The sequence below is a fragment of the Modestobacter sp. SYSU DS0904 genome (assembly GCF_054051115.1).
Window position 1 is genome coordinate 1 of the sequence record NZ_JBJHAQ010000012.1, and the last position, 23,583, is coordinate 23,583.

At 72.3% G+C, this 23,583-nt stretch carries 18 protein-coding genes; 12 read left to right on the forward strand and 6 right to left on the reverse strand.

Translation table 11 applies throughout. The annotated features are described in order from the left end of the window. Positions 1 to 334 precede the first annotated feature (334 nt). The gene (locus ACI79U_RS09990) at positions 335 to 1,846 is read right to left on the reverse strand and encodes an MFS transporter (protein WP_457067192.1); all 1,512 of its coding nucleotides are present in this window, start codon (positions 1,844 to 1,846) and stop codon (positions 335 to 337) included. A gap of 97 nt (positions 1,847 to 1,943) precedes the next feature. Here ACI79U_RS09990 and ACI79U_RS09995 point away from each other — a divergent pair, with 97 nt between their 5' ends. Both ACI79U_RS09995 and ACI79U_RS10000 read left to right on the forward strand, forming a co-directional pair. Then, complete coding sequence (locus ACI79U_RS09995) at positions 1,944 to 2,615, forward strand: TetR/AcrR family transcriptional regulator (RefSeq protein ID WP_457067195.1); 672 nt, start codon at positions 1,944 to 1,946, stop codon at positions 2,613 to 2,615. 445 nt (positions 2,616 to 3,060) lie between these two features. Continuing rightward, on the forward strand, positions 3,061 to 4,038 hold the full coding sequence (locus ACI79U_RS10000; RefSeq protein ID WP_457067197.1) for an NADPH:quinone reductase: 978 nt from the start codon (positions 3,061 to 3,063) through the stop codon (positions 4,036 to 4,038). A gap of 76 nt (positions 4,039 to 4,114) precedes the next feature. Here the strand turns inward: ACI79U_RS10000 and ACI79U_RS10005 are convergent, their stop codons facing one another. Both ACI79U_RS10005 and ACI79U_RS10010 read right to left on the reverse strand, forming a co-directional pair. Then, a complete protein-coding gene (locus ACI79U_RS10005) occupies positions 4,115 to 5,560 on the reverse strand; it encodes an aldehyde dehydrogenase family protein (RefSeq protein ID WP_457067200.1) in 1,446 nt (481 codons plus the stop codon). 183 nt (positions 5,561 to 5,743) lie between these two features. Then, on the reverse strand, positions 5,744 to 6,547 hold the full coding sequence (locus ACI79U_RS10010; RefSeq protein WP_457067203.1) for a PaaX family transcriptional regulator: 804 nt from the start codon (positions 6,545 to 6,547) through the stop codon (positions 5,744 to 5,746). Between the two features lie 296 nt (positions 6,548 to 6,843). Here ACI79U_RS10010 and ACI79U_RS10015 point away from each other — a divergent pair, with 296 nt between their 5' ends. From ACI79U_RS10015 to ACI79U_RS10060, 10 genes are all read left to right on the forward strand, one after another. Then, a complete protein-coding gene (locus tag ACI79U_RS10015; protein WP_457067205.1) occupies positions 6,844 to 8,187 on the forward strand; it encodes an MFS transporter in 1,344 nt (447 codons plus the stop codon). A 104-nt stretch (positions 8,188 to 8,291) separates the two neighbouring features. After that, the gene (locus tag ACI79U_RS10020; RefSeq protein WP_457067207.1) at positions 8,292 to 9,881 is read left to right on the forward strand and encodes an FAD-dependent monooxygenase; all 1,590 of its coding nucleotides are present in this window, start codon (positions 8,292 to 8,294) and stop codon (positions 9,879 to 9,881) included. Next, positions 9,878 to 11,965, forward strand: a complete 2,088-nt coding sequence (locus ACI79U_RS10025) for an acetate--CoA ligase family protein (RefSeq protein WP_457067209.1) — start codon at positions 9,878 to 9,880, stop codon at positions 11,963 to 11,965. Before ACI79U_RS10020 ends, ACI79U_RS10025 begins: the two co-directional genes overlap by 4 nt. Continuing rightward, positions 11,962 to 13,674, forward strand: a complete 1,713-nt coding sequence (locus ACI79U_RS10030; RefSeq protein WP_457067211.1) for a (2,3-dihydroxybenzoyl)adenylate synthase — start codon at positions 11,962 to 11,964, stop codon at positions 13,672 to 13,674. Before ACI79U_RS10025 ends, ACI79U_RS10030 begins: the two co-directional genes overlap by 4 nt. A gap of 98 nt (positions 13,675 to 13,772) precedes the next feature. Further along, entirely contained in the window at positions 13,773 to 14,921 is a 1,149-nt protein-coding gene (locus ACI79U_RS10035) for a cupin domain-containing protein (protein ID WP_457067213.1), read from the forward strand. Beyond that, positions 14,918 to 15,760, forward strand: a complete 843-nt coding sequence (locus ACI79U_RS10040) for a fumarylacetoacetate hydrolase family protein (RefSeq protein ID WP_457067215.1) — start codon at positions 14,918 to 14,920, stop codon at positions 15,758 to 15,760. The genes ACI79U_RS10035 and ACI79U_RS10040 overlap by 4 nt, the downstream gene beginning before the upstream one ends. After that, positions 15,757 to 16,473 carry a maleylpyruvate isomerase family mycothiol-dependent enzyme gene (locus ACI79U_RS10045; RefSeq protein WP_457067217.1) on the forward strand — a complete coding sequence of 239 codons (717 nt, stop codon included), beginning with the start codon at positions 15,757 to 15,759 and terminating at the stop codon, positions 16,471 to 16,473. Before ACI79U_RS10040 ends, ACI79U_RS10045 begins: the two co-directional genes overlap by 4 nt. A gap of 134 nt (positions 16,474 to 16,607) precedes the next feature. After that, a complete protein-coding gene (locus ACI79U_RS10050) occupies positions 16,608 to 17,714 on the forward strand; it encodes an NAD(P)-dependent alcohol dehydrogenase (protein WP_457067220.1) in 1,107 nt (368 codons plus the stop codon). A gap of 81 nt (positions 17,715 to 17,795) precedes the next feature. Next, entirely contained in the window at positions 17,796 to 18,593 is a 798-nt protein-coding gene (locus ACI79U_RS10055) for an alpha/beta fold hydrolase (protein WP_457067222.1), read from the forward strand. A 58-nt stretch (positions 18,594 to 18,651) separates the two neighbouring features. Further along, on the forward strand, positions 18,652 to 19,347 hold the full coding sequence (locus ACI79U_RS10060) for a cysteine hydrolase family protein (protein ID WP_457067224.1): 696 nt from the start codon (positions 18,652 to 18,654) through the stop codon (positions 19,345 to 19,347). Here ACI79U_RS10060 and ACI79U_RS10065 read toward each other — a convergent pair. From ACI79U_RS10065 to ACI79U_RS10075, 3 genes are all read right to left on the reverse strand, one after another. Then, complete coding sequence (locus ACI79U_RS10065; RefSeq protein WP_457067226.1) at positions 19,313 to 19,819, reverse strand: hypothetical protein; 507 nt, start codon at positions 19,817 to 19,819, stop codon at positions 19,313 to 19,315. The genes ACI79U_RS10060 and ACI79U_RS10065 overlap by 35 nt on opposite strands. 13 nt (positions 19,820 to 19,832) lie before the next feature. After that, positions 19,833 to 21,245 carry an APC family permease gene (locus tag ACI79U_RS10070; RefSeq protein ID WP_457067229.1) on the reverse strand — a complete coding sequence of 471 codons (1,413 nt, stop codon included), beginning with the start codon at positions 21,243 to 21,245 and terminating at the stop codon, positions 19,833 to 19,835. Between the two features lie 332 nt (positions 21,246 to 21,577). After that, on the reverse strand, positions 21,578 to 23,572 hold the full coding sequence (locus ACI79U_RS10075) for a primary-amine oxidase (protein WP_457067232.1): 1,995 nt from the start codon (positions 23,570 to 23,572) through the stop codon (positions 21,578 to 21,580). Between the last annotated feature and the right edge of the window lie 11 nt (positions 23,573 to 23,583).

A 23,583-nucleotide genomic window follows, 5' to 3' on the forward strand; every position in this document is an offset into this window, starting at 1 on the left:
GTGCGGAGCCGCCCCCCCCCCCCCCCCCCCCCCCCCCCCCCCCCCCCCCCCCCCCCCCCCCCCCCCCCCCCCCCCCCCCCCCCCCCCCCCCCCCCCACCGCGGCGCCAGAACCAGCGGCCTGCGGTCCTGGACGGTCACCGGCAGCCCACTCGGCCTGAACACGTGCGACCGACCGTCGCCGTCCTGCGCCGGCGGTCAGCCCGCTCGACGCTCAACCGACCGGACGTTCGGCGTGGTGCAGGGCGTTCCGCTCGGCACACGGCGCGGGAGTCGGTGTCGCCGACGCCGACGGGCCGGGGAACCACCATCGATGGATCCCCGGCCCGTCGGTGCTCAGTGCGCGATGACGACCGGGGCGTCGGGATCACGCTGGATGGCGCCGTGGGGCAGCAGCAGCCCGCAGATGACCGCGCCGGCGGCGAGGATCCCGGCGGACCAGGCGAACACCGTCGTGTAGCTGGACACCGAGGCCTGCAGCAGGGCGGCCGGGTCGCTGGGGTCGACCCCGACGAGGGCGTCGGTGGCCGCCGCGGCTGCGAGGGCGCTCAGCACGGCGGTCGCGATGGAGCCGCCGATCTGCTGGAAGGTGTTCACCGCGGCGGAGGCGACACCGGCGTCGGACGCCTGCACACCCAAGGTGGCGGCGGAGAAGGCCGGCGCCATCACCATGCCGATCCCGAAGCCGGCGATGACCAGGCCGGGAACCACGTGGGTCCAGTAGCTGCTGCCCACGTCGAGAGAGGTGAACGCGAGCATCCCGGCGGCACCGATCAGGAAGCCGGCCGCGACCGGGACCTTGTAGCCGACCTTCGCCACCACGGTGGGCGTGACCTGCGCAGCCACCATCAACGCCAGGATCATCGGCAGGAACGCCAGCCCCGTCTCCAGCGGGGCGAAGCCGAGCACCGTGGAGAGGAAGTAGGTCAGGAACAGGAAGACGCCGAACATCCCGGCGCCGACCAGCCCGATGGCGAGGAACGCTCCCCCACGGGTGCGATCGGTGACCACGCGCATCGGCAGCAGCGGGTGCGCGACCCGGGCCTCGACGGCGACGAACGCGGCGAGCAGCACCAGTCCGGCGCCGATGAAGCCGAGCGTGCTGACCGCGGTCCAGCCGTCGGTCTCGGCGGTTCCGAGGCCGTAGACGAGGGAGACCAGGCCGGCGACGCTCAGCACGGCACCGGGGACGTCGAGGCCCGGAGCGCCGGCCACGCGCGCCTCACGGCGGGGCAGCCACAGGAGCGCGCCGATCACGGCGATCGCGGCGATCGGCACGTTCACGTACAGGCACCAGCGCCACGACAGGTACTCGGTGAGCGCCCCGCCGAGGATCAGACCGACGGCACCACCGGCACCGGAGACGGCACCGAAGATCGCGAAAGCACGACCCCGGGCCCGGTCACCGGCGAAGGTGACGGTCAGCAGCGACAGGGCCGCCGGCGCCAGCAGCGCCCCGAAGGCGCCCTGTGCGGCGCGGGCGGTGACGAGCAGGCCGAAGGTGTCAGCGGCACCACCGAGGGCGGAGGCGGCGGCGAAGCCGATCAGGCCGGTGAGGAACAGCGGCTTGCGGCCCAGCAGGTCGGCCAGCCGACCGCCGACCAGCAGCAGCGAGCCGAAGGCGAGCGCGTAGCCGGTGACGATCCACTGCCGGGCGTCGTTGTCGAAGCCGATGTCCGCCTGTGCCGTCGGCAGCGCGATGTTGACGATCGTCGCGTCCAGGACGACGACGAGCTGGGCCAGGGCGACGACGGCGAGCACGAGCCAACGTCGCGCCTGCCCGCCGTCCCCGTCGATGGCCGGGTCACGCGGGAGCGTGTCCTGGCCGTGGGCGGTCGTGCTGGACATCAGGTCCTCCGGTTCAAGTGAAAAGGCTTGTTCACTTCCTCGCGCACCGTAGCAGCGGAAGTGAACAGGTCTTTCCGTTTGCGCTACGGTGACCGGCATGTCCTCCGTCACATCGCCTGCGTCGTCGGGCGCCGCCCGTCCGCTCCGAGCGGACGCCGAGCGCAACCGGCTCGCCATCCTCGCCGCGGCCCAGCGGGTCTTCGCCGTCCGCGGGCTCGATGTGGGCTTCGACGTCATAGCGCGCGAGGCCGGCGTCGGCGCAGCCACCGTGTACCGACGTTTCCCCGAACGCGCCGACCTGATCGAGGCACTGTTCGAGCAGGAGATCGACGACGTGGTCGCCCACCTGGAGGCTGCGGCGGCCGATCCCGACCCATGGGCAGGGCTCTGCCGCTTCCTCCGTTGGGGCATCGAGGCCCAGGCGCACAACCGTGGACTGGCTCAGGTGCTGGCCGAGGCCGGCCGCGGCAACGAGGACCTCGACCGCGGGCGCCAGCGGATCGAACCGCTCGCCGGCGCGCTCATCGCCCGCGTCCAGGCAGCCGGCGTCCTCCGTCCGGACGTGACCCCACTGGACCTGCTGCTCCCAGCGACGCTGCTCAGCCGGGTCGGCGCGCCGGAGGACGCCGGCGTCCGCGAGCGCCTCCTGGTCCTACTCCTGGACGGACTGGTCGTCCGGCGGGACGCACCGACGCCACTCCCGGCCTCCCCGCCCACGGAGGCCCACGTGGCGGACGTGACAGGGGCACGCCGTCCCACTGCACACTGATCACCGAAGCTGTGGGAGACGCGGCCGAGCGCACCGCCGCGAGCTCCTGACCGGCCGCCGCCGTTCCGAGTGGCGACCTCGGCGGGCGGGTCCTCGCCGCCGAGCTGCAGGAAACACGCCCAGCGAGGTGCTGCTGCGCATCACGGCCCGGCACCGCCCACGCAGCCTTCGACCTCGACGCCCTTGAGTCGCCGTGCGACGGGGCGCTGACCCCCGCGCCCACTCCCCCCGGCCGGCCGCTTCCGGCCGGACCGGCACGCGGTAGCCCCGAGGTCGCCCCGAGTGACGCCTCCGTCCAGGCTCAGCCCAGCCATCGGTGGCAGTGCACACGCCGGGAACAAGCACCTTCCATGGAAGGTTCCTTGCCGGACGTGCGGCAGTCCAGTGTGGACGCGCCGGCCACGCTGCCGGTGTCGCTGCCGGTGAGCCGAGGGAGGGAAACGAGATGCGCGCCGTCTGGTACGACCGTCAGGGACCTGCAGCGGAGGTGTTCCGGATCGGCGAGCTGCCGGATCCGCAGCCCGGGCCCGGCGAGGTGCGGGTGCGAGTCCGGTTCTCCGGCGTCAATCCCGGGGACACCAAGAAGCGCCGGGGCTGGCTCGGCTCATCCATGCCGTACCCGCGGGTGGTCCCGCACAGCGACGCCGCCGGCGTCATCGATGCCGTCGGCGAGGGCGTCGACGCCCAGCGCACGGGGCGCCGCGTGTGGGTCTACGGCGCCCAGTCCTACCGTGCGTTCGGCACGGCGGCCGAGTACACGGTGGTCCCCGACCAGCTGGCGGTCGACCTGCCCGACGGGGTGTCCGACGAGTTCGGTGCCACGCTGGGCATCCCGGGCATCACCGCTCACCGGGCCGTGTTCGGCGACGGATCGGTCACCGGCGCCACGGTGCTGGTCCACGGGGTGCTCGGCGGGGTCGGAACCGTCGCTGCCCAGCTGGCCGCCTGGGGTGGCGCCACCGTCATCGGAACGGTGCGGCACCAGCGCGACCTCGAGCTGCCTGCACCCGGTGTGGCCCACACGGTCGCGCTCGACCAGTCCGACCCCGCATCCGCCATCCGTGAACTGGCGCCCGGCGGCGTCGACCGGATCGTCGAGGTGGCCTTCTCGGACAACGTCGACCTGGACGCCGGGGTGACCAAGGTCGGCACGGTGATCGCCGCATACGCGACCAGGGACGACCGTCCCGGCCTCCCGTTCTGGCCGATGCTGTTCGACAACGTCACCATCCAGCTGCTCGGCAGCGACGACTTCCCCGTCGAGGCCAAGCGGCAGGCTGCGCGCGACCTGACCCAGGCCGCCGCGCAGGGCGCACTCGCCGTCCGGGTCGGCGAACCACTCCCCCTCGCGGAGGTGGCCGAGGCCCACGAACGGGTCGACGCCGGCACCCGCGAGCGGGTGCTGCTCGCCGTCGACGCCTGATCCGGGGCGGCGGACAGCATGACGGGCCGGTCAGGAACCCCACCGGGGATCCCGACCGGCCCGCCCGCCGTGGCGACTACTTCAGCAGGCGGATGGCGTGGTCCTCGACGTACTCGGACAGACCCGCCTCGCCGAACTCCCGCCCGATGCCGCTCTGCTTGACGCCCCCGAAGGGCATCCGCAGGTCCAGCGAGTCGAACGAGTGGGTGTTGATGAACGTGCTGCCGGCCTCGATCCGCCGGGCCATCGCGAACCCGCGCTCAGGGTCGCTGGTCCACACCGACGACCCCAGGCCCCACTCGCTGTCGTTGGCCCAGGCGATGACCTGCTCTTCGTCGTCGTAGGCGATGAGCGGGACGATGGAGCCGAACTGCTCCTCGCAGGAGACGGGCGCCGCGTGCTCCACGTCGCGCACGACGTACGGGAGCATGTAGTAGCCGTTGTCCCAAGACGACGGGTCGAGCTTCCGGCCGAGCTCGACCAGCGTCGCCGAGGAGTTGCGGGTGCGGTCGAGCAGGTCCTGGACCTTCTTGAACTGGGCCTCGTTGTTGAGCGGGCCGAAGCTGGCCTGCGGGTCCAGACCGTGCCCCACCGCGTACTCATCGACGCGCGCACAGAAGGCGTCGGCGAAGCGGCCGTACATGGCGCGCGGGACGTAGATGCGCTTCACGGCGAAGCAGATCTGTCCGGTGCGGGTGTAGACGCCTCGGAGCATCCGGTCGATCGTCGTGTCGAGGTCGGCGTCGTCGAGCACGATCGCCGGGTCGTTGCCGCCGAGCTCCAGCGTCACGTTCTTGATGGTCTGGGCCGTGGCTTCGATGACCTTGATCGCGGTGGACGTGCCCCCGGTGAAGCCGACCTTGCGCACGAGCGGGTGCCGGGTGAGTGCCGACCCGACATCACCCTCGCCGTGCACGACGTTGAGCACACCCGGCGGCAGGAGGGCGGCGATCTTCTCCAGGGCGAGGGTGAGCGCCGCCGGCGCGAACGGCGACGGCTTGAGCACGAGCGTGTTGCCGGCCCCCAGCGCGGGGGCCAGCTTCATCATCGTCAGGACGACGGGCATGTTCCACGGCACGATGGCGGCGGCCACCCCGCGCGGCACCTTCTCGACGCTGATGGTGCTCTGCTCATCGTCGTACCGGACAGCCTGCAAGAAGTCCTCGAGCAGGCCGGCGGTGTGCTGCAGGACCCCGGTGCCCAGGCCGAAGTCGGTCTGCGACTCCCAGAGCACGCCACCGTGCTCGCGCACCAGCAGCGGTGCCAGCTCCTCGCCACTGCCGGCGAGGGTCTCGGCCGCCGCCAGCAGCTTCTGCGCCCGCTCGGCCACCGGCGTGTCCCGCCACCCGGGGAACGCACCGTGGGCGGCCCGGACGGCACGGTCGACGTCGTCGACGGTGCCCACGGCGACCTGGGCGACGACCTCGTCGAGACATCCCGGATCACGGTGGTCCCGGATGTCGGAGATCACCGTCTCCCCGCCGATGATGTTGCCGATCCGCGGCACTGCGGTCTGGGTCATGGGTGCGTTCCCTTCAAGGGTCCGGGCTGTCGTCGCGGCACACCACGGCGCGGTCGGGACGTGCCCGTGGGCTGGTTGCCTGCCATGGACCAGCGTGGTGACCCACGTCGCATGTGTCAAGTCCTCGTCGGACAACAAGGACTTGACACTCATCCACCCGTCGCCGAGCCGACGTCGCGTCGGTCAACCTTCGTGCCGACCCAGCACCTCTCGCAGGAAGGCGGCGGCAGGCCCACCCAGGGCCTCGTGGGCGGCCACGAAGAGGTCGTGCGCCTGGTGCCCAGGCCACGCCTCCGGGAGGAGCTCGGCCGGCAGGTCGGGGTCCCGGAAGGGGAAGTGCCGATAGTCGGAGACCAGTCCGATCCGCAGACGCAGCGCCTCGGCTCCGGGCATGGCGCCCAGCTCGGCCGTGGACGGCAGCGCCTCGAGGCGGGCGACGAACTCGCGGTAGTCGCGACCGAGCGCCGGCAGGTCCCAGCACCGGTCGACCATGTGCAGGTCCGTCCCTGCCCCCCGGGACCGGCACGTCAGCAGGTCCAGACGGGCCGACGTGCCCTTCAGGGAGTCCTCCACCTCGTCGAGGCGATCGTGCGGACTCACCCACGTCGCGGTCGCCAGCGGACCGAACCCCAGCCAGGACAACGTCCGGCGCAGCCGCTCGCGCTCCGCGCGATCCTGCTCCGACACTGCGTAGATGACCATCCGCCACTGGCCGTCCCACGGCTCGCGCGTGCGCTGGAAGATCCTCGCGCGCCCGTCGTCCAGCAGCCGCCAGGCCTTGTCGGTCAGCCGGTAGACCACCTGACGCCCCTCGCGGCGGGTGTCGAACCAGCCCTCCTTGCGCATGCGCGCGAGGACGATGCGTGCCGTGGGCTCACCGATGTCGAACACCTGCAGCAGGTCGACCAGCGCCTGGGTCCGCGCTTCCCCGCCGTGGTACCGCAAGTGGTCGCCGAACAGGTCGAAGACGACCGACCGCGGCTTCATCTGGCTCCCGTCCGTCAGTTCCCGACGCGACCTGTGCGCACGCCTGGGTCAATTCTGCCGACCTCCGGTCCGGCTCGTCGCCACCGCCACCGCCAGGGTGCCCCCACGAGGGCACCCCGGGGCCTGCATGGCCCAACTTGTGTCATCTGCTTGACGGGTGGCGCCTGGATGACAGACATTGGGGTCGGCAAGGGACTCTCGTCCCGGCCACCGCGGAGCAGCCTCACCACCGCGCTGTCGCGCGCCGGCCAGCTCCCGCACGCCACGTCACGCCACCAGGACCTGTGAGGACGACGATGTCCCGTTCCCCGGCCACGACCAACCGATCCGGCCAGCGAAGCGCCCGCTTCGTGGTGCTCATCTGCTTCACGACGATCGTGTTCGACGGGTACGACCTCGTCGTCTACGGCACGACGGTCCCCGCACTGCTCGCGTACGAGCCCTGGGGCCTGACCCCTGCCCAGGCGGGCGCCATCGGCAGCTACGCCTTGGTCGGCATGCTGATCGGGGCGCTGGTCTCCGGCGCCCTCACCGACGTGCTGGGCCGCCGCAAGGTCATGCTCGCCTCCGTCACCTGGTTCTCGGTGGCCATGGCCCTGACCGCCGCCGCGCCCAACGCCGAGATCTTCGGCTTCCTGCGCTTCGTTGCGGGGCTGGGACTCGGTGGCGTGGTGCCCACCGCGATCGCACTCACCGTCGAGTACTCGCCGAAGGACCGCCGCCAGCTCAACAACGCCCTCATGTACAGCGGCTACTCGGTCGGCGGGATCCTCGCCGCCCTCGCCGGACTGGCCCTGCTCCCGGAGACCGACTTCCGCGTCATGTACGCGCTGGGCGCGCTCCCGCTCGTGATCGTCCTCCCGGTCGCCTGGCGGTACCTCCCCGAGTCGATCACCTTCCTGATGGCGAAGGGGCGCCACGAGGAAGCTCATGAGCTCGCGGCCAGGTACGGCGTCGTGCCCGACGACGTCTCCCCGGCACCCGCTCCGCAGAGCCTCCCGACGGACCGATTGGCCCCCATCCGCACGCTCTTCACCCGCCGCTACCTGACAGCAACGTTGCTCTTCGCCGCCGCGAGCTTCTGCGGACTGCTGCTCGTGTACGGCCTGAACACGTGGTTGCCGCAGATCATGCGCGAGGCCGGCTACGGCCTCGGCAGCTCCCTGGCGTTCCTGCTCGTGCTGAACGCCGGGGCCATCGTCGGAGCCATCGGCGCCTCGCGGCTGGCCGATCGGATCGGCTCGAGGCCGGTCACCGTGCTGGCCTTCGGTGCCGCGACCGTCTCGATCCTGCTGCTCTCCATCGACCTGCCGACGGCACTGCTGTTCTCGCTCGTCGCCGTCGCCGGCCTGGGCAGCGTCGGGACCCAAATCCTGATCAACGGCTACGTCGCGACGCACTACCCCGACACCAGCCGGGCCACCGCCCTGGGCTGGTCCCTCGGCGTGGGACGGATCGGCGCCGTGCTCGGTCCCGTCCTGGGCGGCCTCGTCGTGGGCAGCTCGCTCGGTTTCCAGTGGAACTTCTACTTGTTCGCGGGCTTCGCCGTCCTCGGTGCGCTGCTCATCGCGAGCGTGCCACCGCGGCCCACCGTGGCAACCGCCGCAGACCGGTCGGAGTCGGTCCGGCCCCGGCCATGACGCCAGCGAAGACACCCGCTGCCGTTGCTCGCGCCACACCCAACCTGTCACCATCGACGTCAGGCGGCACAGAAATGACACATTCACGTACTGGAGGGCCCGCCATGCGCATCGCGGTCGTGGGCGGAGGACCGGGCGGCCTCTTCGCCGCCACCCTGGCGAAGGCGAGCGACCCGACCCGCGAGGTCACGGTCTTCGAACGGAACCGGGCCGATGACACCTTCGGCTTCGGGGTGGTCTTCTCCGACGCCACGTTGGAGCGGATCCACGAGGCCGACCCGGTCCTGCGCACGGCGCTGACCGAGCACGGCGTCCACTGGGACCCGATCGAGGTGCGCCTGCACGGCGAGTCCTTCCTGTGCCGCGGCAACGGGATGGCGGCCGTCGAGCGCCGGGCCCTGCTCCGGCTGATGCAGGAGCACGCGGCCGACGCCGGGGTCGACATCCGCTTCTCCGCCGAGGTGGACCCCGAGGCGCTGCTCGCCGAGGGCTGGGACCTCGTGGTGGCCGCGGACGGCGCCAACTCCCGGGTCCGCCGGCTCTTCGACGACGTATTCGAGCCGAGTGAGGAAGAGGCGACAGCCAAGTTCATCTGGCTGGGCACGACGTACCCGTTCGACAGTCTGACCTTCGTCCACGAGCGGAGCGAGCACGGGGTGTTCGCCGTCCACGGCTACCCCATCGGGAACGGCGTCTCGACGTTCATCGTGGAGACCGACGAGGCTTCTTGGCGCGCCGCGGGACTCGACGAGTTCGACGTCACCCAGCCGCCGGGGACCAGCGACGAGAAGAGCAGGCAGTACCTGCAGCGCCTGTTCACCGAGCAGCTCGACGGGCACGAGCTGCTGGTCAACAACTCGCGGTGGGGCAACTTCCGGACCCGGCGCGCGCGGTGCTGGCGGCACCGCGTCGGAGGAACGGCGCTCGCCCTGCTCGGCGACTCGGCGCACACCGCCCACTTCTCCGTCGGCTCCGGCACCAAGATGGCGATGGAGGACGCCGTCGCGCTCGTCGCGGCTCTCAACGAGCACGGGGACGACGTCGACGCCGCCCTCATGACGTACGAGGCGGTCCGGCAGCCCCAGGTGGCCAAGATCCAGGGGTCCGCCCGGCCGAGCCTGTCGTGGTGGGAGACGTTCGGCCGGTCCTACGACACGCTGCCCCCGTGGCAGTTCGCCTACCACTTCTTCACCCGCAGCCTGCCCGAGTCCAAGCTGCGTCGGCGGGACGACGCCTTCGTGGCCGGCGTGCACGAGCGGTGGCAGCAGGCACACGGTGCTCCACCGCTGGACACGCCGATCGAGGTCGCCGGCGTTCGCCTGACCACCCGGCGGGTCCCCGTCGGCGAGCGGCAGGTCCACCTCCCCGGCGGTGACCTGCCGCTGCTGGGCCAGCCGCCGGTGGACGGCAACTCCTGGGGCCTGTCCGTCACTGCACCCGAGACCGAGGACCAGCTCCCCCCGGCCCTCGACGCCGTGGCCAAGGCCGCCGCCGACGGCACCGCACTGGTGGCCGTCTCCGGCGGGACGGCGCTGACCCGCCGCCTGCTGTGCGAGGCGGCACGACTGGAGCACGGCACCGTGGCACTGCTGGTCGAGGACGTCGACCCCGCCCTGGCCGAGGACGTCGCGATCACCGCGGTGCTCTCCGGCCGGGCCGACCTCGTCGCGACCTCGGGCGGTGCATCCGCATGACCGCTCTGCAGCCCCTGTTCGCCCCCCGCGGCGTCGCCGTCATCGGCGCATCACGCGACCCCGGGAAGCTCGGCGCGGTCATGGCCCGATCGCTGGCCCGGTTCCCCGGGACGGTCGTCGGCGTGAACGCCCGGGACGCCGACCCGTCGGCCGGGCGGTTCGCGACCGTCGCCGAGGCCGCTGCGGCCTCTCCCGACCCGATCGACCTCGCGATCCTCTGTGTGCCGGCAGCCGTGTCCGCCCGTGCGTTGGCCGACGCGGCAGGGGCCGGCGTCCGAGCCGCCCTGGTCTGCTCCGGCGGCTATGCCGAGGCGGGCGGTCCCGGCGTCGGCCACCAGCGAGATCTGGTGTCCGCCGCCCGGGACGGCGGGGTGGCACTGCTCGGACCGAACACGTCGGGCTTCCTGGCGCCCGCTCGGGGGTTGACGGCGTCCTTCGTCCCCGGGGTCGCCGACGTCCCGGCAGGTTCGGTCGCCGTGGTCGCGGCCAGCGGCGGGGTGAACCACGCCCTGGCCTTCCTGCTGGCCCAGGCCGAGGTCGGCGTGTCACTCGCCGTCGGCCTCGGCAACGCGGCCGGCGTCACCGCTGCTGACGTCCTGGACCACCTCGCCGCCGACGCCGACACGCGAGCGGTGGCGCTGCACGTGGAGTCGGTGGCAGACGGACCGGCCCTGACGGCGGCGGTCCGCGCCGTGTCCAGCCGGGTGCCCGTGGTCGCCCTGGTCGTCGGCCGCAACGACGTGGCCGAGTTCGCCCGGTCGCACACCGGGGCGCTGGCCACCTCCTGGCGCACCACCCGCGCGGCCCTGCGCGCCGCCGGTGCGGTGCTCGTCGACGACGAACGGCAGCTGATCGACGCGGTGACCGCCCTGTCGGCGGTCCGCCTGCCAGCCTCCGCGGCACCCGGCGTCGGCGTGGTCACCGCCCAAGCCGGACCAGGGCTGATCCACGTCGACGGACTCCGCGGGCGGGAGGTGTCGGTACCCCCGTTGCAGCAGAGCACCCGCAGGGCGCTCACGGAGCTGCTGCCACCGCTCACCTTCCAGGCGAACCCGGTGGACACCGGGCGCCCCGACCCCGCCTTCGGCCGGGTGCTGACCACCGTGGCGGCGGACCCCGCCGTCGACCTGGTCAGCGTGTACGCGCTGTCGGAGCCCGACGTCCTCGACCTGCCGTCGGCCGTCGCCGACCTGGGCCCGGCGCCGGTCGTGGTGGGGCTCGGCGGACCGCCGGATCAGGTCGTGCCGCAGCGGCAGGCGCTGCGGAAACTGGGCGTGCCCGCCGTCGACGGACCCACCGCCCTGACCGTGGCCGTCGCCGCCCTGGTCGAGGACGCCCGGGCGCAGGCCCGGGCGGGCAACCGGGTCACGCCGGCCACCCGCTCGGTGGACGTGCCCGGACACGACCTCGACGAGGACGAGGCCAAGACGCTGCTCGGCCGGCTCGGCATCGCCACTCCCCCGCGACGCGCGTGCGCCGACCGGGGTGCCGCTCACCGGGCCCTCGCCGAGCTGCCGGGTCCGCTGGCGATCAAGCTCCTCGACGCGGCGGTGACGCACAAGTCCGACGTCGGGGGCGTGCACCTGGGCATCCGGGACGCGGCCGGCCTCGACCAGGCCCTCGACGCGCTGGCGGCCATCGGCGCCACCCGTTTCCTCGTCGAGTCGATGGCGCCCGACGGCATCGACCTCATCGTCGGGGCCTCGCGCGACCCGGTCTTCGGCCCCGTCGTGCTGGTCGGTCTCGGCGGCGTCGTCGCGGAGGCACTGGCCGACGTCGCCATCGCCCCGGCCCCCCTCTCCGCGGAGCACGCCGGCGCCCTCGCCGACGAGCTGACCGGCCGGGCCCTGCTGGACGGCTTTCGCGGGGGCCCGGTCGTCGACCGTGCGGCGCTCGGCACGGTCCTCGCCGCCCTGGGGGACCTGCTCGTCACCCACCCGGAGATCGACGACGTGGAGATCAACCCGCTGCGCATCACCGTCGCCGGACCGCTGGCACTCGACGCCGTCCTCACGATCGGCACGCCGTCGCAGGGCGAACAGACCGAGGGCAAGCACACCGAGGGCAAGGAGGCCCGTTCATGACGCCCACCCGCACCGTCACCCCGATCGCCGAGGGAACCGTCCCGTGGCCGGACGAGGTCGCCCGCGAGTACACCGAGCGCGGCTGGTGGCGCGGGACCGCCCTCGGGGCTGAGCTCCTCGACGCGGCCGATGCCCGGCCGGACACCGTGGCCCTGGTCGACCGGGACGTCCGGCTCACCTACCGGTCGCTGACCGCGCGGGCCGACGCGCTGGCCAGCCGGCTCGTCGACGAGCTGGGACTGGCTCGCGAGGACCGCATCGTGGTCCAGCTGCCCAACTGCTGGGAGTTCGTCGTCCTCACCCTGGCCTGCCTGCGCGCGGGGATCGTGCCGGTGATGGCCCTGCCGGCGCACCGCCGGCACGAGCTGTCCCATCTCGTGGAGCACAGCGAGGCAGCCGCGATCGCGGTGCCGGCCACGTTGCGCGGCTTCGACCACGCGGAGATGGCCGAGGAGCTGCGCACCGCATCGAGCACCCTCCGGCAGGTCCTCGTGGTGGGCGAGGAAGTGCGCCCCGGCCAGGTCGACCTGACCGCGCTCTGCGCCGAGCCCGCCGACGCCCGGGTCCACCGCGTCCGATGGGACGGCGAGCAGCCCGCCAGCCGGTCGGTGGCCGTGTTCCTGCTCTCCGGCGGGACGACCGGCCTGCCCAAGCTGATCGCCCGCACCCACGACGACTACGCCTACAACGCGCGGGCCAGCGCAGAGGTGTGCGAGCTGGGCCCCGACACCGTCTACCTGGGCACCCTCCCGGCGTCGCACAACTTCCCGCTCGCCTGCCCCGGGATCCTCGGGACCCTGCTCGTCGGCGGCCGGGTGGTCATGCTCCCCTCCCCCGAGCCCGAGCGGGTGTTCGCCACCGTCGCCGCCGAGAGGGTCACCGTCGCGACCGCGGTGCCCGCGGTCGCCCAGCGGTGGCTGGACCACGCTGCCGAGAAGGGCGCCGACCAGCTCGCCTCTCTCCGCCTGCTGCAGGTCGGCGGCGCCCGGCTGGCCGACGAGGTGGCGCGGACCGTGCGGCCGGTGCTCGGCTGCACGCTGCAGCAGGTGTTCGGGATGGCCGAGGGCCTGCTCAACTACACCCGCCTGGACGACTCCGAGGACGTCATCTGCACCACCCAGGGTCGCCCGATGAGCGCGGGTGACGAGGTGCGCGTCGTCGACGAGTCCGACCGGGACGTCCCCGACGGGACACCCGGCGCGCTGCTCACCCGCGGCCCCTACACACCGCGCGGCTACTACCGGGCGGCCGAGCAGAACGCCCGCGCGTTCACCGCCGACGGTTGGTACCGCAGCGGGGACATCGTGCGCCGGCGTCCGGACGGCAACCTGGTCGTCGAGGGACGCGACAAGGACATGATCAACCGCGGCGGCGAGAAGATCAGCGCCGAAGAGGTCGAGAACCTCGCCTACCAGCTCCTGCCCCAGGTGTCGCAGGTCGCCGCGGTGGCGATGCCCGACAGTTCCCTCGGCGAGCGGGTGTGCCTGTTCGCCGTCGTGCGCCCGGGGAGCACGCTGACCCTCGACGAGGTGCGGGGCGCCATGGGCGGGGCCGGCGTCGCCTCCTACAAGTGGCCGGAGCGCCTCGAGGTCGTCGACGAACTGCGCACCACCAAGGTCGGCAAGATCGACAAGAAGGCGCTCCGTGAGGACGTCGCGCAACGGCTGACCGCGACAGCGACCGCAGATCGCCCGGCGCTGGCCCGCTGACCGCCCGGCCCCTGGGTCGCCGCGGCCCACTGCGCCCTTCTCGCCCACCCCGACGACGAGCAGCACCCGTGCACCACCTCAGTGAGGAAGGAACCACCATGACCCAGCAGCTGACCTCGCCGGTCTCGCTGACCGCCGTGGACGCCCCTGACCAGCCCTCGCCCACCCCCGAGCTGGAGCAGCTCTACCGCGGGTTCGAGCAGGAGCTGCTCGTCCCACTGTGGACCGAGATCGGCGACCTGATGCCGGCCCACCCGCGGTCACGCGCCGTGCCGCACGTGTGGCGCTGGCAGAACCTGCTCCAGCTCGCCGACCAGGCCGGTCACCTCGTGCCGGTCGGGCGCGGTGGTGAACGCCGGGCGATCGCGCTGGCCAACCCGGCGCTGGGCGGGAAGCCCTATGCCACCCCCACCCTCTGGGCCGCCATCCAGTACCTCATGCCCGGTGAGGACGCGCCCGAGCACCGCCACACCCAGCACGCCTTCCGGTTCGTCGTCGAGGGCGAGGGCGTGTGGACCGTCGTCGGCCGCGACCCGGTGCCGATGAACCGGGGCGACTTCCTGCCCCAGGCCGGCTGGAACTGGCACGCCCACCACAACGCGGCCGACCGGCCGATGGCCTGGATCGACGGCCTGGACATCCCGTTCCAGTACAACGCCGAGGCGCAGTTCTTCGAGTTCGGCCGCGACCAGATCAGCGAGCAGGAGCGGACCACGCCCGAGCGCTCGCGCTCCCAGCGGCTGTGGGGCCACCCGGGGTTGCGACCCGTCTCGGCCCCCGGCGGCACGCCCGGGACCCCGCTGCTCAACTACCGCTGGGTCGACACCGACGCCGCACTCACCGATCAGCTGGAGCTGGAGGCCGAGGGGCATCCCGGCATCGTCGAGCCGGGGCACGCCGCCGTCCGCTACACCAACCCCACCACCGGCGGAGACGTGCTGCCGACCATCCGGGCGGAGATGCACCGCGTCCGTCGAGGTGCCGAGACCGCACCGCGCCGAGAGGCAGGGTCGTCGGTCTACCAGGTGTTCGACGGGAGCGGCACGGTGACCGTCGGCGACGCCTCCTGGCGCGTCGAGCGCGGCGACCTGTTTGTCGTCCCCTCGTGGCAACCGCTGTCGGTGCGCTCCGAGGCCGGCAGCTCCGATTCGGACTCCGGCGCGCTGGACCTCTTCCGGTTCAGCGACACACCCATCTTCGAGGCCCTGCACCTCGACCGCCTGCAGGTGGACGGGGCCGCCCGATGAAGCTGGCCACCATCCGCACGCTGGAGGGCGCCACCCACGCCGTCCGGGTCGACGACGACCACCTGGTCGACCTGGGTGTCGCCGACCTGGGCGCGTTCCTCGCCGACCCCGATTGGCAGGAGCGCGCCGCTGGGGCGACCGGAACGGTCTCGGAGGTCCGGGGAGCCGCGTTCGCCCCGGTCATCCCGAATCCCGGGAAGATCGTCTGCGTCGGGCTGAACTACCGCACGCACATCCTCGAGATGGGCCGCGACCTGCCCGAGTACCCGACGCTCTTCAGCAAGTACGCCGACACCCTCGTCGGGGCCAACGACGACATCGTCAAGCCGCCGGAGACCAGCGAGTTCGACTGGGAGTGCGAACTCGCCGTCGTCATCGGGTCCCCGGTGCGCCGGGCGCGCGGAGCCGAGGCCGAGCGGGCCATCGCCGGGTTCGCCGTGCTCAACGACGTGACCTGCCGGGACTGGCAGTTCCGCACCCGCGAGTGGCTGCAGGGCAAGAACTGGGAGGCGACCACCCCGCTGGGTCCGTACCTCGTCACCCCGGACGAGCTGCCCGGCGGGGTGCGGCCCACGCTCGGGATCAGCACGCGGATCGACGGCGAGACCGTGCAGGAGGACACGACCGGTGACCTGCTCTTCGATCCCGTGGCGCTGGTCGAGTACGTCTCGACGATGGGCACACTCCGGCCCGGTGACGTCATCGCCACCGGCACGCCCGGCGGTGTGGGCCACGCCCGCAAACCGGCCCGCTACCTCGAGGTGGGGCAGCACCTGACCACGGAGATCAGCGGACTGGGCCGCTGCGAGAACCGCGTCGTCGCCGACGCGGGCGCATGAGCACCGGCCGCGACCTCGCCGCCAGCCGGCAGTGGGTGGCTCAGGGCACCGAGCTCTTCCTCAGCGCCCTGAGCCGCACCACGGACACCGCGTTGTCCGGCCCCACGGCCCTGCCGGGCTGGTCCGGCCGGCACCTGGTGGCCCACGTGGCCGCCAACGGCGAAGCCCTGCTCAACCTCACGCACTGGGCCGCCACCGGTCAGGAGACACCGATGTACTCGTCGCCGGAGCAGCGCGACCAGGACATCGAGTCGGGAGCCCAGCGGCCGCCCGACGAACTCCGTCAGTGGGCGGCCGAGTCCGCCCGGCGGCTGGCGTCCGCCCTCTCCGGTCTCTCCGACGACCAGTGGGCGCGGCTCGTGCGCACCGCCCAAGGGCGAACCGTCCCGGCCAGCGAGATCCCCTGGCTACGTGCGCGCGAGGTCATGGTGCACGCGCTGGACCTCGAGCAGAGCCTCACGTTCGCCGATCTGCCCGAGGACTTCGCGCGTGCCCTCATCGAGGACATCGTCACGCGTCGGGCCACCGGTGGGCAGCCCGCACTGCTGCTCACCTCGGACGACGACGGGTCCACCTGGGAAGTGCCCGGCGAGGGGGCGCGCACGGAGGTGCGTGGGTCCCTGCCGGCTCTCACCGCCTACCTGGCCGGTCGGCGCGGTGCGGATGTGCGCTCGCCGTCGGGCGCCGCACCCGACCTCCCGCCCTGGCTGTAGCCCGCCCCGTCCGGCGTCACCGGGAGCGGCGTGTGGAGGCCTTGCCGGGCACGAGTGCCACATGTCACTGTGGCGCGAGCCGACACGTGGATGACACAAAACAACCACGACCCGCACTCAACGAGGAGAGCCCCATGACCACCATCACCGCCGCCGTGGCCCGGGAACAGGGCGCCGCCCTGACGCTCGAGCAACTGGATCTGGACGAGATCCGGGACGACGAGGTCCGCGTCCGGATGGTCGCCAGCGGCGTCTGCCACACCGACGCGATCGTCCGGGACGGCGTCTACCCGACTCCGCTGCCCGCGGTCCTCGGCCACGAGGGGGCCGGCGTGGTCGAGGCGGTCGGCAGCGCCGTCACAACCGTCCGCCCCGGTGACCACGTCGTGCTGTCCGCCGCCTACTGCACTCACTGCACGGAGTGCCGGGCCGGGCGGATGGCCTACTGCGAAAACCTCTTCGCCCAGGACTTCGGCGGTCGGCGCACCGATGGCTCGACTTCCCTCGTCGACGCCGACGGCACCGAGATCTCCTCGCACTTCTTCGGGCAGTCCTCGTTCGGCAGCCACGCCAACGTCGTGGAGAGCAGCGTCATCCCCGTCCCGGCCGACGTGCCGTTGGAGGTGCTCGCCCCGCTGGGCTGCGGCATGCAGACGGGGGCAGGCTCGGTCCTCAACGAGCTCCGCCCGCCCGCCGGCTCCTCCCTCGCGGTCACCGGGGCCGGCGCCGTCGGTCTCGCCGCTGTGATGGCCGCCGGGGTGGCCGGTTGCACGACGATCATCGCGGTCGATCTGCACGACTCCCGACTCGAGCTGGCCCGGGAGCTGGGCGCCACGCACACCGTCAACAGCCGGAGCGGTGACCTGACCGAAGCGCTCATGGAGGCGACGGGCGGCCGGGGCGTCGACTACGTCCTCGACACCACCGCGATCCCCCAGGTCCTCACCGCGGCCGCCGGGGCGCTGGCGATCCGCGGCACCCTCGCGCTCGTCGGGGCCGGCAAGCCCGGCACCACGGCGCCGTTCGAGATCGGCCAGTCCCTGGTCAAGGGCTGGACGTTCAAGACCATCGTCCAGGGCAGCTCCGTTCCGCAGGTGTTCATTCCGCGACTCGTCGAGCTGTGGCGCCAGGGGCGGTTCCCGATGGACAAGCTCGTCAAGCACTACGAGCAGGACGACATCAACACCGCGTTCGCCGACTCCGAGTCGGGGGCGACGGTCAAGCCCGTCGTCCTCTACTGACCCCGAGGCCCTGCCGTGCGGCCGGTCGACCTCGTCCGGCCGCACGGCGCCTTCTCCCGCATCTTCGACCAGGGAGCTCCCATGGCGCCTCCGGATGTCTCGATCGAGGCCACCACCTCGGCGGACGGCACCACGATCGGCTACTTCCGCCGGGGTGCCGGTCCAGCGCTCGTCATCACGCACGGCAGCATGGGCACCTCGGCGGACTGGCTTCCCGCCACCGAGCACCTGGCCGGACACTTCACCTGCCTGGTCCACGACCGGCGCGGTCGCGGCCGCAGCAGTGACGGCCCCGGGTACGACCTGTCCACCGAGGTCGCCGACGTCGCCGCGATGATGGCCGTCGCCGGACCGGGTGCGCATCTCCTGGGCCACTCCTACGGGGCGCTCTGCACCCTGGCGTTCGCCGAGGAGCACGGCGTCGACGGCGCCCTCATCGCCGTCGAGCCACCGCTCGCCGTGGACGGCCCGGTCGCCGGCGAGGCCCTGCCCCGGTACCGGCAACTGATCTCGGTGGGCGACCTGGACGGCGCCGTCGCCCACGGTCTGGTCCACTTCGTCGGCATGGCCGCCGAGGACGTCGAGGTCATGCGCCAGTCACCGCTGTGGCCGACCTTCCGATCGCTCAGCCCCACCTGGGTGCGCGAACTGGAGCAGATCGATGCCCTGGGCCTCGACCTCGCGCACTACTCCTCCGTTGACGCCGGCACGCAGGTGCTCGTCGGCACTGCGACGACACCCTTCCTGCAGAGGTCCGCTCGCGCGCTCGCCGACGTGATCCCGCATGCGGTGCTGACCGAACTGCCCGGCCTGGACCACGGCGCCCACGCCGCCGACCCGGCCGGCTTCGCAGCAGCGGTGCGAGAAGCCATCCCCTGACGTGCACGGCGTCCCGCTGTGCGAACGGTCCGTCGTCCACCGATCAGCAGGAGCCCCCATGCCTTACGCCTTCGACCACATCGACCCGGCAACGACTGCCATGATCGTCGTCGACATGCAGAACGACTTCGTCGCCGACGGAGCCGCCATGCAGTCCAAGCAGGCACTCGCGATGGCTGACGAGCTCGCGCGCACCCTGCAGTTCTGCCGCGACAAGGGCATTCGGGTCGTCTACACCGCCCACGTGCACCGTGAGGACGGATCGGACATGGGGCTCTACGACGACCTCTACCCGCCCATCGCCCAGCGGGACGCCCTGGTGGACGGCACCCGCGGGGCCGAGATCTTCCCCGCACTCATCCCGGCACCTGGCGAGCACGTGATCAAGAAGCACCGGTACAGCGGATTCTTCGCGACCGACCTGGACCTCGTGCTCCGCGAATGGGGCATCGACTCGGTGGTCATCTCGGGCACGACGACCGAGAACTGCTGCCACGCCACAGCCCGTGACGCCATGTTCCACAACTACAAGGTCGCCTTCCTGTCCGACGCCACGGGCACGTTCGACTACCCGGACGTCGGCTGGGGAGCGATGTCCGCCGACGACGTCCAGCGCGCCACGCTCGCCATCCTCGCCTTCTCGACCGCCCACGTGATGACCGCGCAGGAGTTTCGCCGGCTGGTCGCCTCCCCCGGGTCGGACCAGGCGGCTCCGCGCGTCAGCTCCGTCGGGGTGCCCGTCGACCGGGTGTGACCGGCGGGCACCCCCGACCCGCGGCTGGCCCCGCATCCCGCCGGTGCCGCAGCAGTGCCGCGGTCAGCACGGTCAGGCCCAGCAGCAGTGACGCGGTGGGCAGGAGGAACCCGAGCAGCTCACCGGGCCCGGTCGATCCGTGCCCCATTCCGCTGTGCGCCGCACCGCCCGTCTGGTGGCCGCCACCGGCGAGCACCATGGGTGCGTGGGCGGCCAGCATGGCCAGGTCGACGCCGACGACGGTGCCCCAGAGCCCTGGCGTGGGCGCCCGCCAGAGGTGCCAGGCGCAGGGCAGGCAGGCCAGCGCCATGCCGGCCACGGCCAGCGACGCCATCGAGGCGTCCAGCGACACGACGTGGACGACGGCCGAGGCCAGCGCGATCAGGGCGCCGATCCGCGCGGTCACCGTGCCGGCCGGGTGGGCGGTGACGATGCCGTTCCGCGCCGCGAGCGGGCGGCTGCTGGCGTTCATGCGGATGCCCCGGTCAGATCTGCGGCGCGGAGTCGGGCAGCGAGGCCGCTGAGAAGGAGCGGGCGGCCTGCGGCCGGGCGGCGGCCAGCACCCACCCGGCGGCCAGCGCGACTCCGAGGAGCACGGCCGCGCCTACGCCGACAGCCGTCGAGCCGCCCATCAGCAACGGCAGGTTGTCCACCAGCAGCACCAGGACCGCGCCCAGGCCGACCAGCCCGAGCAGCGGGGCGATGAGCGTCTGCCACGGCCGGCGGTCCACCCCCGTCCGGCGGAAGAAGACGAGCACCGCCAGGCAGGTCAGGAACATCAGCAGCACGATCCCGACGGTCGCCATCCCCGGGAACCAGGTGAAGGCCTCCAGCACCGGGTCGAGGCCGGCGACCGCCACCACGGCCAGGAGCACGCCACCGATCGCGGTGGTGATGAGCGAGGCCACGTGGGGAGAGCCGTGGCGGGCGTGGCTCCGGCCGCAGGCCAGTGGGAGAACCCCGGTGTTGCCGAGCGAGAACAGGTACCGGCTCAGCACGTTGTGGAAGGCGAGCACAGCCGCGAACAGACTCGTCACGAACAGCACGTTCATCAAGTCGGCTGCCGCAGCACCCACGTAGTCGTCGACGGTCGCGATCACGATGCCACCGGGATCGGTGCCGGTTGCCTCGACCACCCGGCTGTCCCCCCACGCGCTGACGAAGGCCCAGGCGGACACCGCGTACAGCAGACCGATGATCGTCAGGGCTGCGTAGGTGGCCCGCGGGACCGTACGGCCGGGGTCGCGCGCCTCGTCCCGGAAGATGGCCGTCGCCTCGAAGCCCAGGAAGCCGGAGATGGCGAACATGAGGCCGATCCCCGGAGCCCCCGAGAGGATCTCGTCCGGCGAGAACGACGCCGAGGAGAGCCCTTCCGCCCCGTCGCCGCGTCCGATGATCGCCGCGTCCATCACCAGCACGATCGCGACCTCGACCACGAGCAGGACGGCGAGCAGCCTGCTCGACAACTCGATGTGGCGGTAGCCCAGGAAGGCCGTGACCAGCAGGAGCGCCGCGGTCCACGTCCACCAGGGCAGGGAGGGGCCGCCGTACCGGGTCACCAGCTCACCGAGCTGGAACCCGGTGTAGGCGTACACGCCGGCCTGCAGGGCGACGTAGCTGATCAGCGCCACCATGGCCCCGCCCAGACCGGCTCCCCGACCCAGTCCGGTGCCGATGTAGGAGTAGAAGGCACCGGCGTTCGGGACGTACTGGGTCATGGTCGTGAAGCCGACGGCGAAGAGGAACAGCAGAACAGCTGCCACGACGTACATCGCCGGAAAGCCGGCGCCGTTGCCCACCAGGACGCCGATCGGCACGACCCCTCCGATGACGCTGAGCGGCGCCGCCGCGGCCACGACCATCAACACGATCGAGCCCGGACCCAGCCGGCCGCTCAAGCGGTGCTGCGGCCGTTCCCCCTCAGGCGGGGCGACATCAGACGGGGGGGACTGCGTGGCCATGGTGACTCCGAGACGCTGGACGGACTGCGGATGGGTACGAGGTGCAGGAGCGGCAGTGCGGTGAGTGGCGCGCGGTGTCGAGCCGGTGCGCTGCGGGCGGGTCGGGTTGCCGCGCGGCAGCGGCGTCGAGGGCCGGTGCGGAGGGCACCTGCGGCGCGACGTCGGTCGACGGGCGCGGCATCGGTTCGGCGCCCGATCGAGCTGAGCGGAATCGGTGCGGGGGGCGTCAGTGGCCGGCTCGACCGCCCCGGACGCCCCCGTACCGGCCGTCAGTGGCTGCAGCCCGCCCCACCGTCGTGGGTGTGGGAGGCGCAGCACGAGCCCTCCCCCGCCGGCGTCGACGCCGGCAGGTCGAGAGCCGGGTTGCCGTCGAAGAAGCCCGCGGGCTTGAGCGAGAAGCCGGTGTAGTGCACCGGCATGACCGGCCAGTCCTCGGCGCGCGTCACGTGGTGGACGCCGAACGTGTACCAGACCACGAGGTCCTGGTTGCGCAGGTCGCGGTCCTGCGCGACGTACGTGGGCAGGCCCGCGCCACCGGGGCTCTGGTACGGGTAGTCGCCGGCGGCGAAGCGCTCGGCCGGGTCGTACTGGGTCACCCACAGGTTGTGCTCGACGAAGGCCGCCCGCCGGAACGCCGGCGCGTCGGTGTGGAACATCGGGTGGGCGCTCTCGCCCGGCATGAGCTTGAAGCCCACCGGGTCACCGACGAGGTTGGTGCTCGCCTCGTTGACGACCTTCCAGGCGCGGGCACGGGTGAAGTCGAGGTTCCGCTTCGCCTGGGACTCCCGCGTGAGCGGTTCGGTGACCACCTCCCACGCGTTGCCCCAGCGGTTCTCCGGGCCGACGGGCAGCGGGACCGAGTCGACCTCAACCACGGTGTTGAGGTCGCCGTCGACGGCCATGTCCAGTCGGGCGTTGAAGAAGTGCTGGTGGTGCGGCGCGTACAGGCCCGGCGCGATGGTGGTGCCGTGCCGGGACGTCTGCCCGTCGGCCAGTGCGCCCATCGACATGATGCCGGTCAACTTGACCTCGCACTCGATGGTGCCGTCCTGGTACAGGTACCAGTAGAACCCGTAGTCGTAGTTGGCGAGGGTCATGAACTGGGAGATCACCAGCCGACGGGACCGGCGCACGATGCTGCGGCCCGAGCGCAGATCGGTGTGCTTCCACAGCACCCCGAAGTCCTCCTCGTGCATGCAGATCGCGTTCTCGACGACCTGCCCCGTCCCCTGGCCATCGCTGAGCGCGACGTCGAAGTAGCGGATCTCGCCGAGGCAGTCACAGCCCAACGTCAGGCTGTTCGCGTTCTTGCCCAGGCCGTCCTCCCCGCCGTCGAAGACGCTCTTGCGCACCTGCGTCGGGCTGACGTCCGCATACGGCACCACCATCTCGCTGATCGACATGCGGTGGGCGATGGGCCGGACGCGCCCCTTGTCCTGGTAGCCCAGCTGGTGGATGACGAGTCCTTCGCGCGGGGTGAAGCCGACGCGGAAGCTCCACTTCTGCCAGGAGACCCGGTAACCGTCGACGGTGAAGCTCGGCCCGTCGGGCTGGGTGATGCGCAGGTCCTCCAGGTCGGCGCGGGTCTCGCTGAACGTAGGGACGTTGTCCGGGACGGCAACCTGCTCGGCGGTCCAGTAGTCGGCAGGTCGTTCCGGGATCGGGACCACCCCGTGATCGACGACCTCGAGCACCTTGAGCTCGTCGAGGTCGACGAGGACGGTGAGGTTGTCGACCGGGTGGGCGTAGGCGTTCTCGTCCTCGCTGTAGCGCACGTAGGTCAGCGGCCGGTTCAGGCGCCGGGAGGGTGCGTCCTCCTCGGTCAGGTATGCGCAGGGCCACGGCTCGAGCATCACGTGGGTGAAGTCGGTGACCCCGCGCTTGCGCATGGCCTCCTGCCAGCGGGGATCCTCCCGGACCAGGTTCTCGACCAGCTCCGGCTCGTCGGGCAGGAGCCCGGGCTGCGCGTCCGGCACGTGGCGCACGTCCCGGACGGTCCCCTCGGTCAGCGACACGACGGCTTCCAGCGTCTTGCGCTGCTCGACGTCCCGGATGACCGCGAACGCCCGCCGCTCCACCTGGGTGTCCGTCGTGAGTCCGCGCAGCTCCTCGTGAGTGGGTTCGTGGAGTTCGATGCTGGAGAACCGGGTGCCGGTTGCGTCCGGGTGGGCAGCCCGGAAGATCTGCGCCACCTGCGTGATCTCGTCCGCGCTCAGCGGGTCCAGCGGGTGGGCGGTGGTGATCGTGATGTCAGCGATGGTCATCGAAAACGTCC

Coding starts and splice junctions, on each gene's coding strand:
- ACI79U_RS10025 (WP_457067209.1), top strand. CDS start 9,878: ATGACCGCTCTGCAGCCCCTGTTCGCCCCCCGCGGCGTCGCCGTCATC.
- ACI79U_RS10030 (WP_457067211.1), top strand. CDS start 11,962: ATGACGCCCACCCGCACCGTCACCCCGATCGCCGAGGGAACCGTCCCG.
- ACI79U_RS10010 (WP_457067203.1), bottom strand. CDS start 6,547: ATGAAGCCGCGGTCGGTCGTCTTCGACCTGTTCGGCGACCACTTGCGG.
- ACI79U_RS10020 (WP_457067207.1), top strand. CDS start 8,292: ATGCGCATCGCGGTCGTGGGCGGAGGACCGGGCGGCCTCTTCGCCGCC.
- ACI79U_RS09990 (WP_457067192.1), bottom strand. CDS start 1,846: ATGTCCAGCACGACCGCCCACGGCCAGGACACGCTCCCGCGTGACCCG.
- ACI79U_RS10075 (WP_457067232.1), bottom strand. CDS start 23,572: ATGACCATCGCTGACATCACGATCACCACCGCCCACCCGCTGGACCCG.
- ACI79U_RS09995 (WP_457067195.1), top strand. CDS start 1,944: ATGTCCTCCGTCACATCGCCTGCGTCGTCGGGCGCCGCCCGTCCGCTC.
- ACI79U_RS10005 (WP_457067200.1), bottom strand. CDS start 5,560: ATGACCCAGACCGCAGTGCCGCGGATCGGCAACATCATCGGCGGGGAG.
- ACI79U_RS10050 (WP_457067220.1), top strand. CDS start 16,608: ATGACCACCATCACCGCCGCCGTGGCCCGGGAACAGGGCGCCGCCCTG.
- ACI79U_RS10065 (WP_457067226.1), bottom strand. CDS start 19,819: ATGAACGCCAGCAGCCGCCCGCTCGCGGCGCGGAACGGCATCGTCACC.
- ACI79U_RS10035 (WP_457067213.1), top strand. CDS start 13,773: ATGACCCAGCAGCTGACCTCGCCGGTCTCGCTGACCGCCGTGGACGCC.
- ACI79U_RS10045 (WP_457067217.1), top strand. CDS start 15,757: ATGAGCACCGGCCGCGACCTCGCCGCCAGCCGGCAGTGGGTGGCTCAG.
- ACI79U_RS10055 (WP_457067222.1), top strand. CDS start 17,796: ATGGCGCCTCCGGATGTCTCGATCGAGGCCACCACCTCGGCGGACGGC.
- ACI79U_RS10040 (WP_457067215.1), top strand. CDS start 14,918: ATGAAGCTGGCCACCATCCGCACGCTGGAGGGCGCCACCCACGCCGTC.
- ACI79U_RS10000 (WP_457067197.1), top strand. CDS start 3,061: ATGCGCGCCGTCTGGTACGACCGTCAGGGACCTGCAGCGGAGGTGTTC.
- ACI79U_RS10015 (WP_457067205.1), top strand. CDS start 6,844: ATGTCCCGTTCCCCGGCCACGACCAACCGATCCGGCCAGCGAAGCGCC.
- ACI79U_RS10060 (WP_457067224.1), top strand. CDS start 18,652: ATGCCTTACGCCTTCGACCACATCGACCCGGCAACGACTGCCATGATC.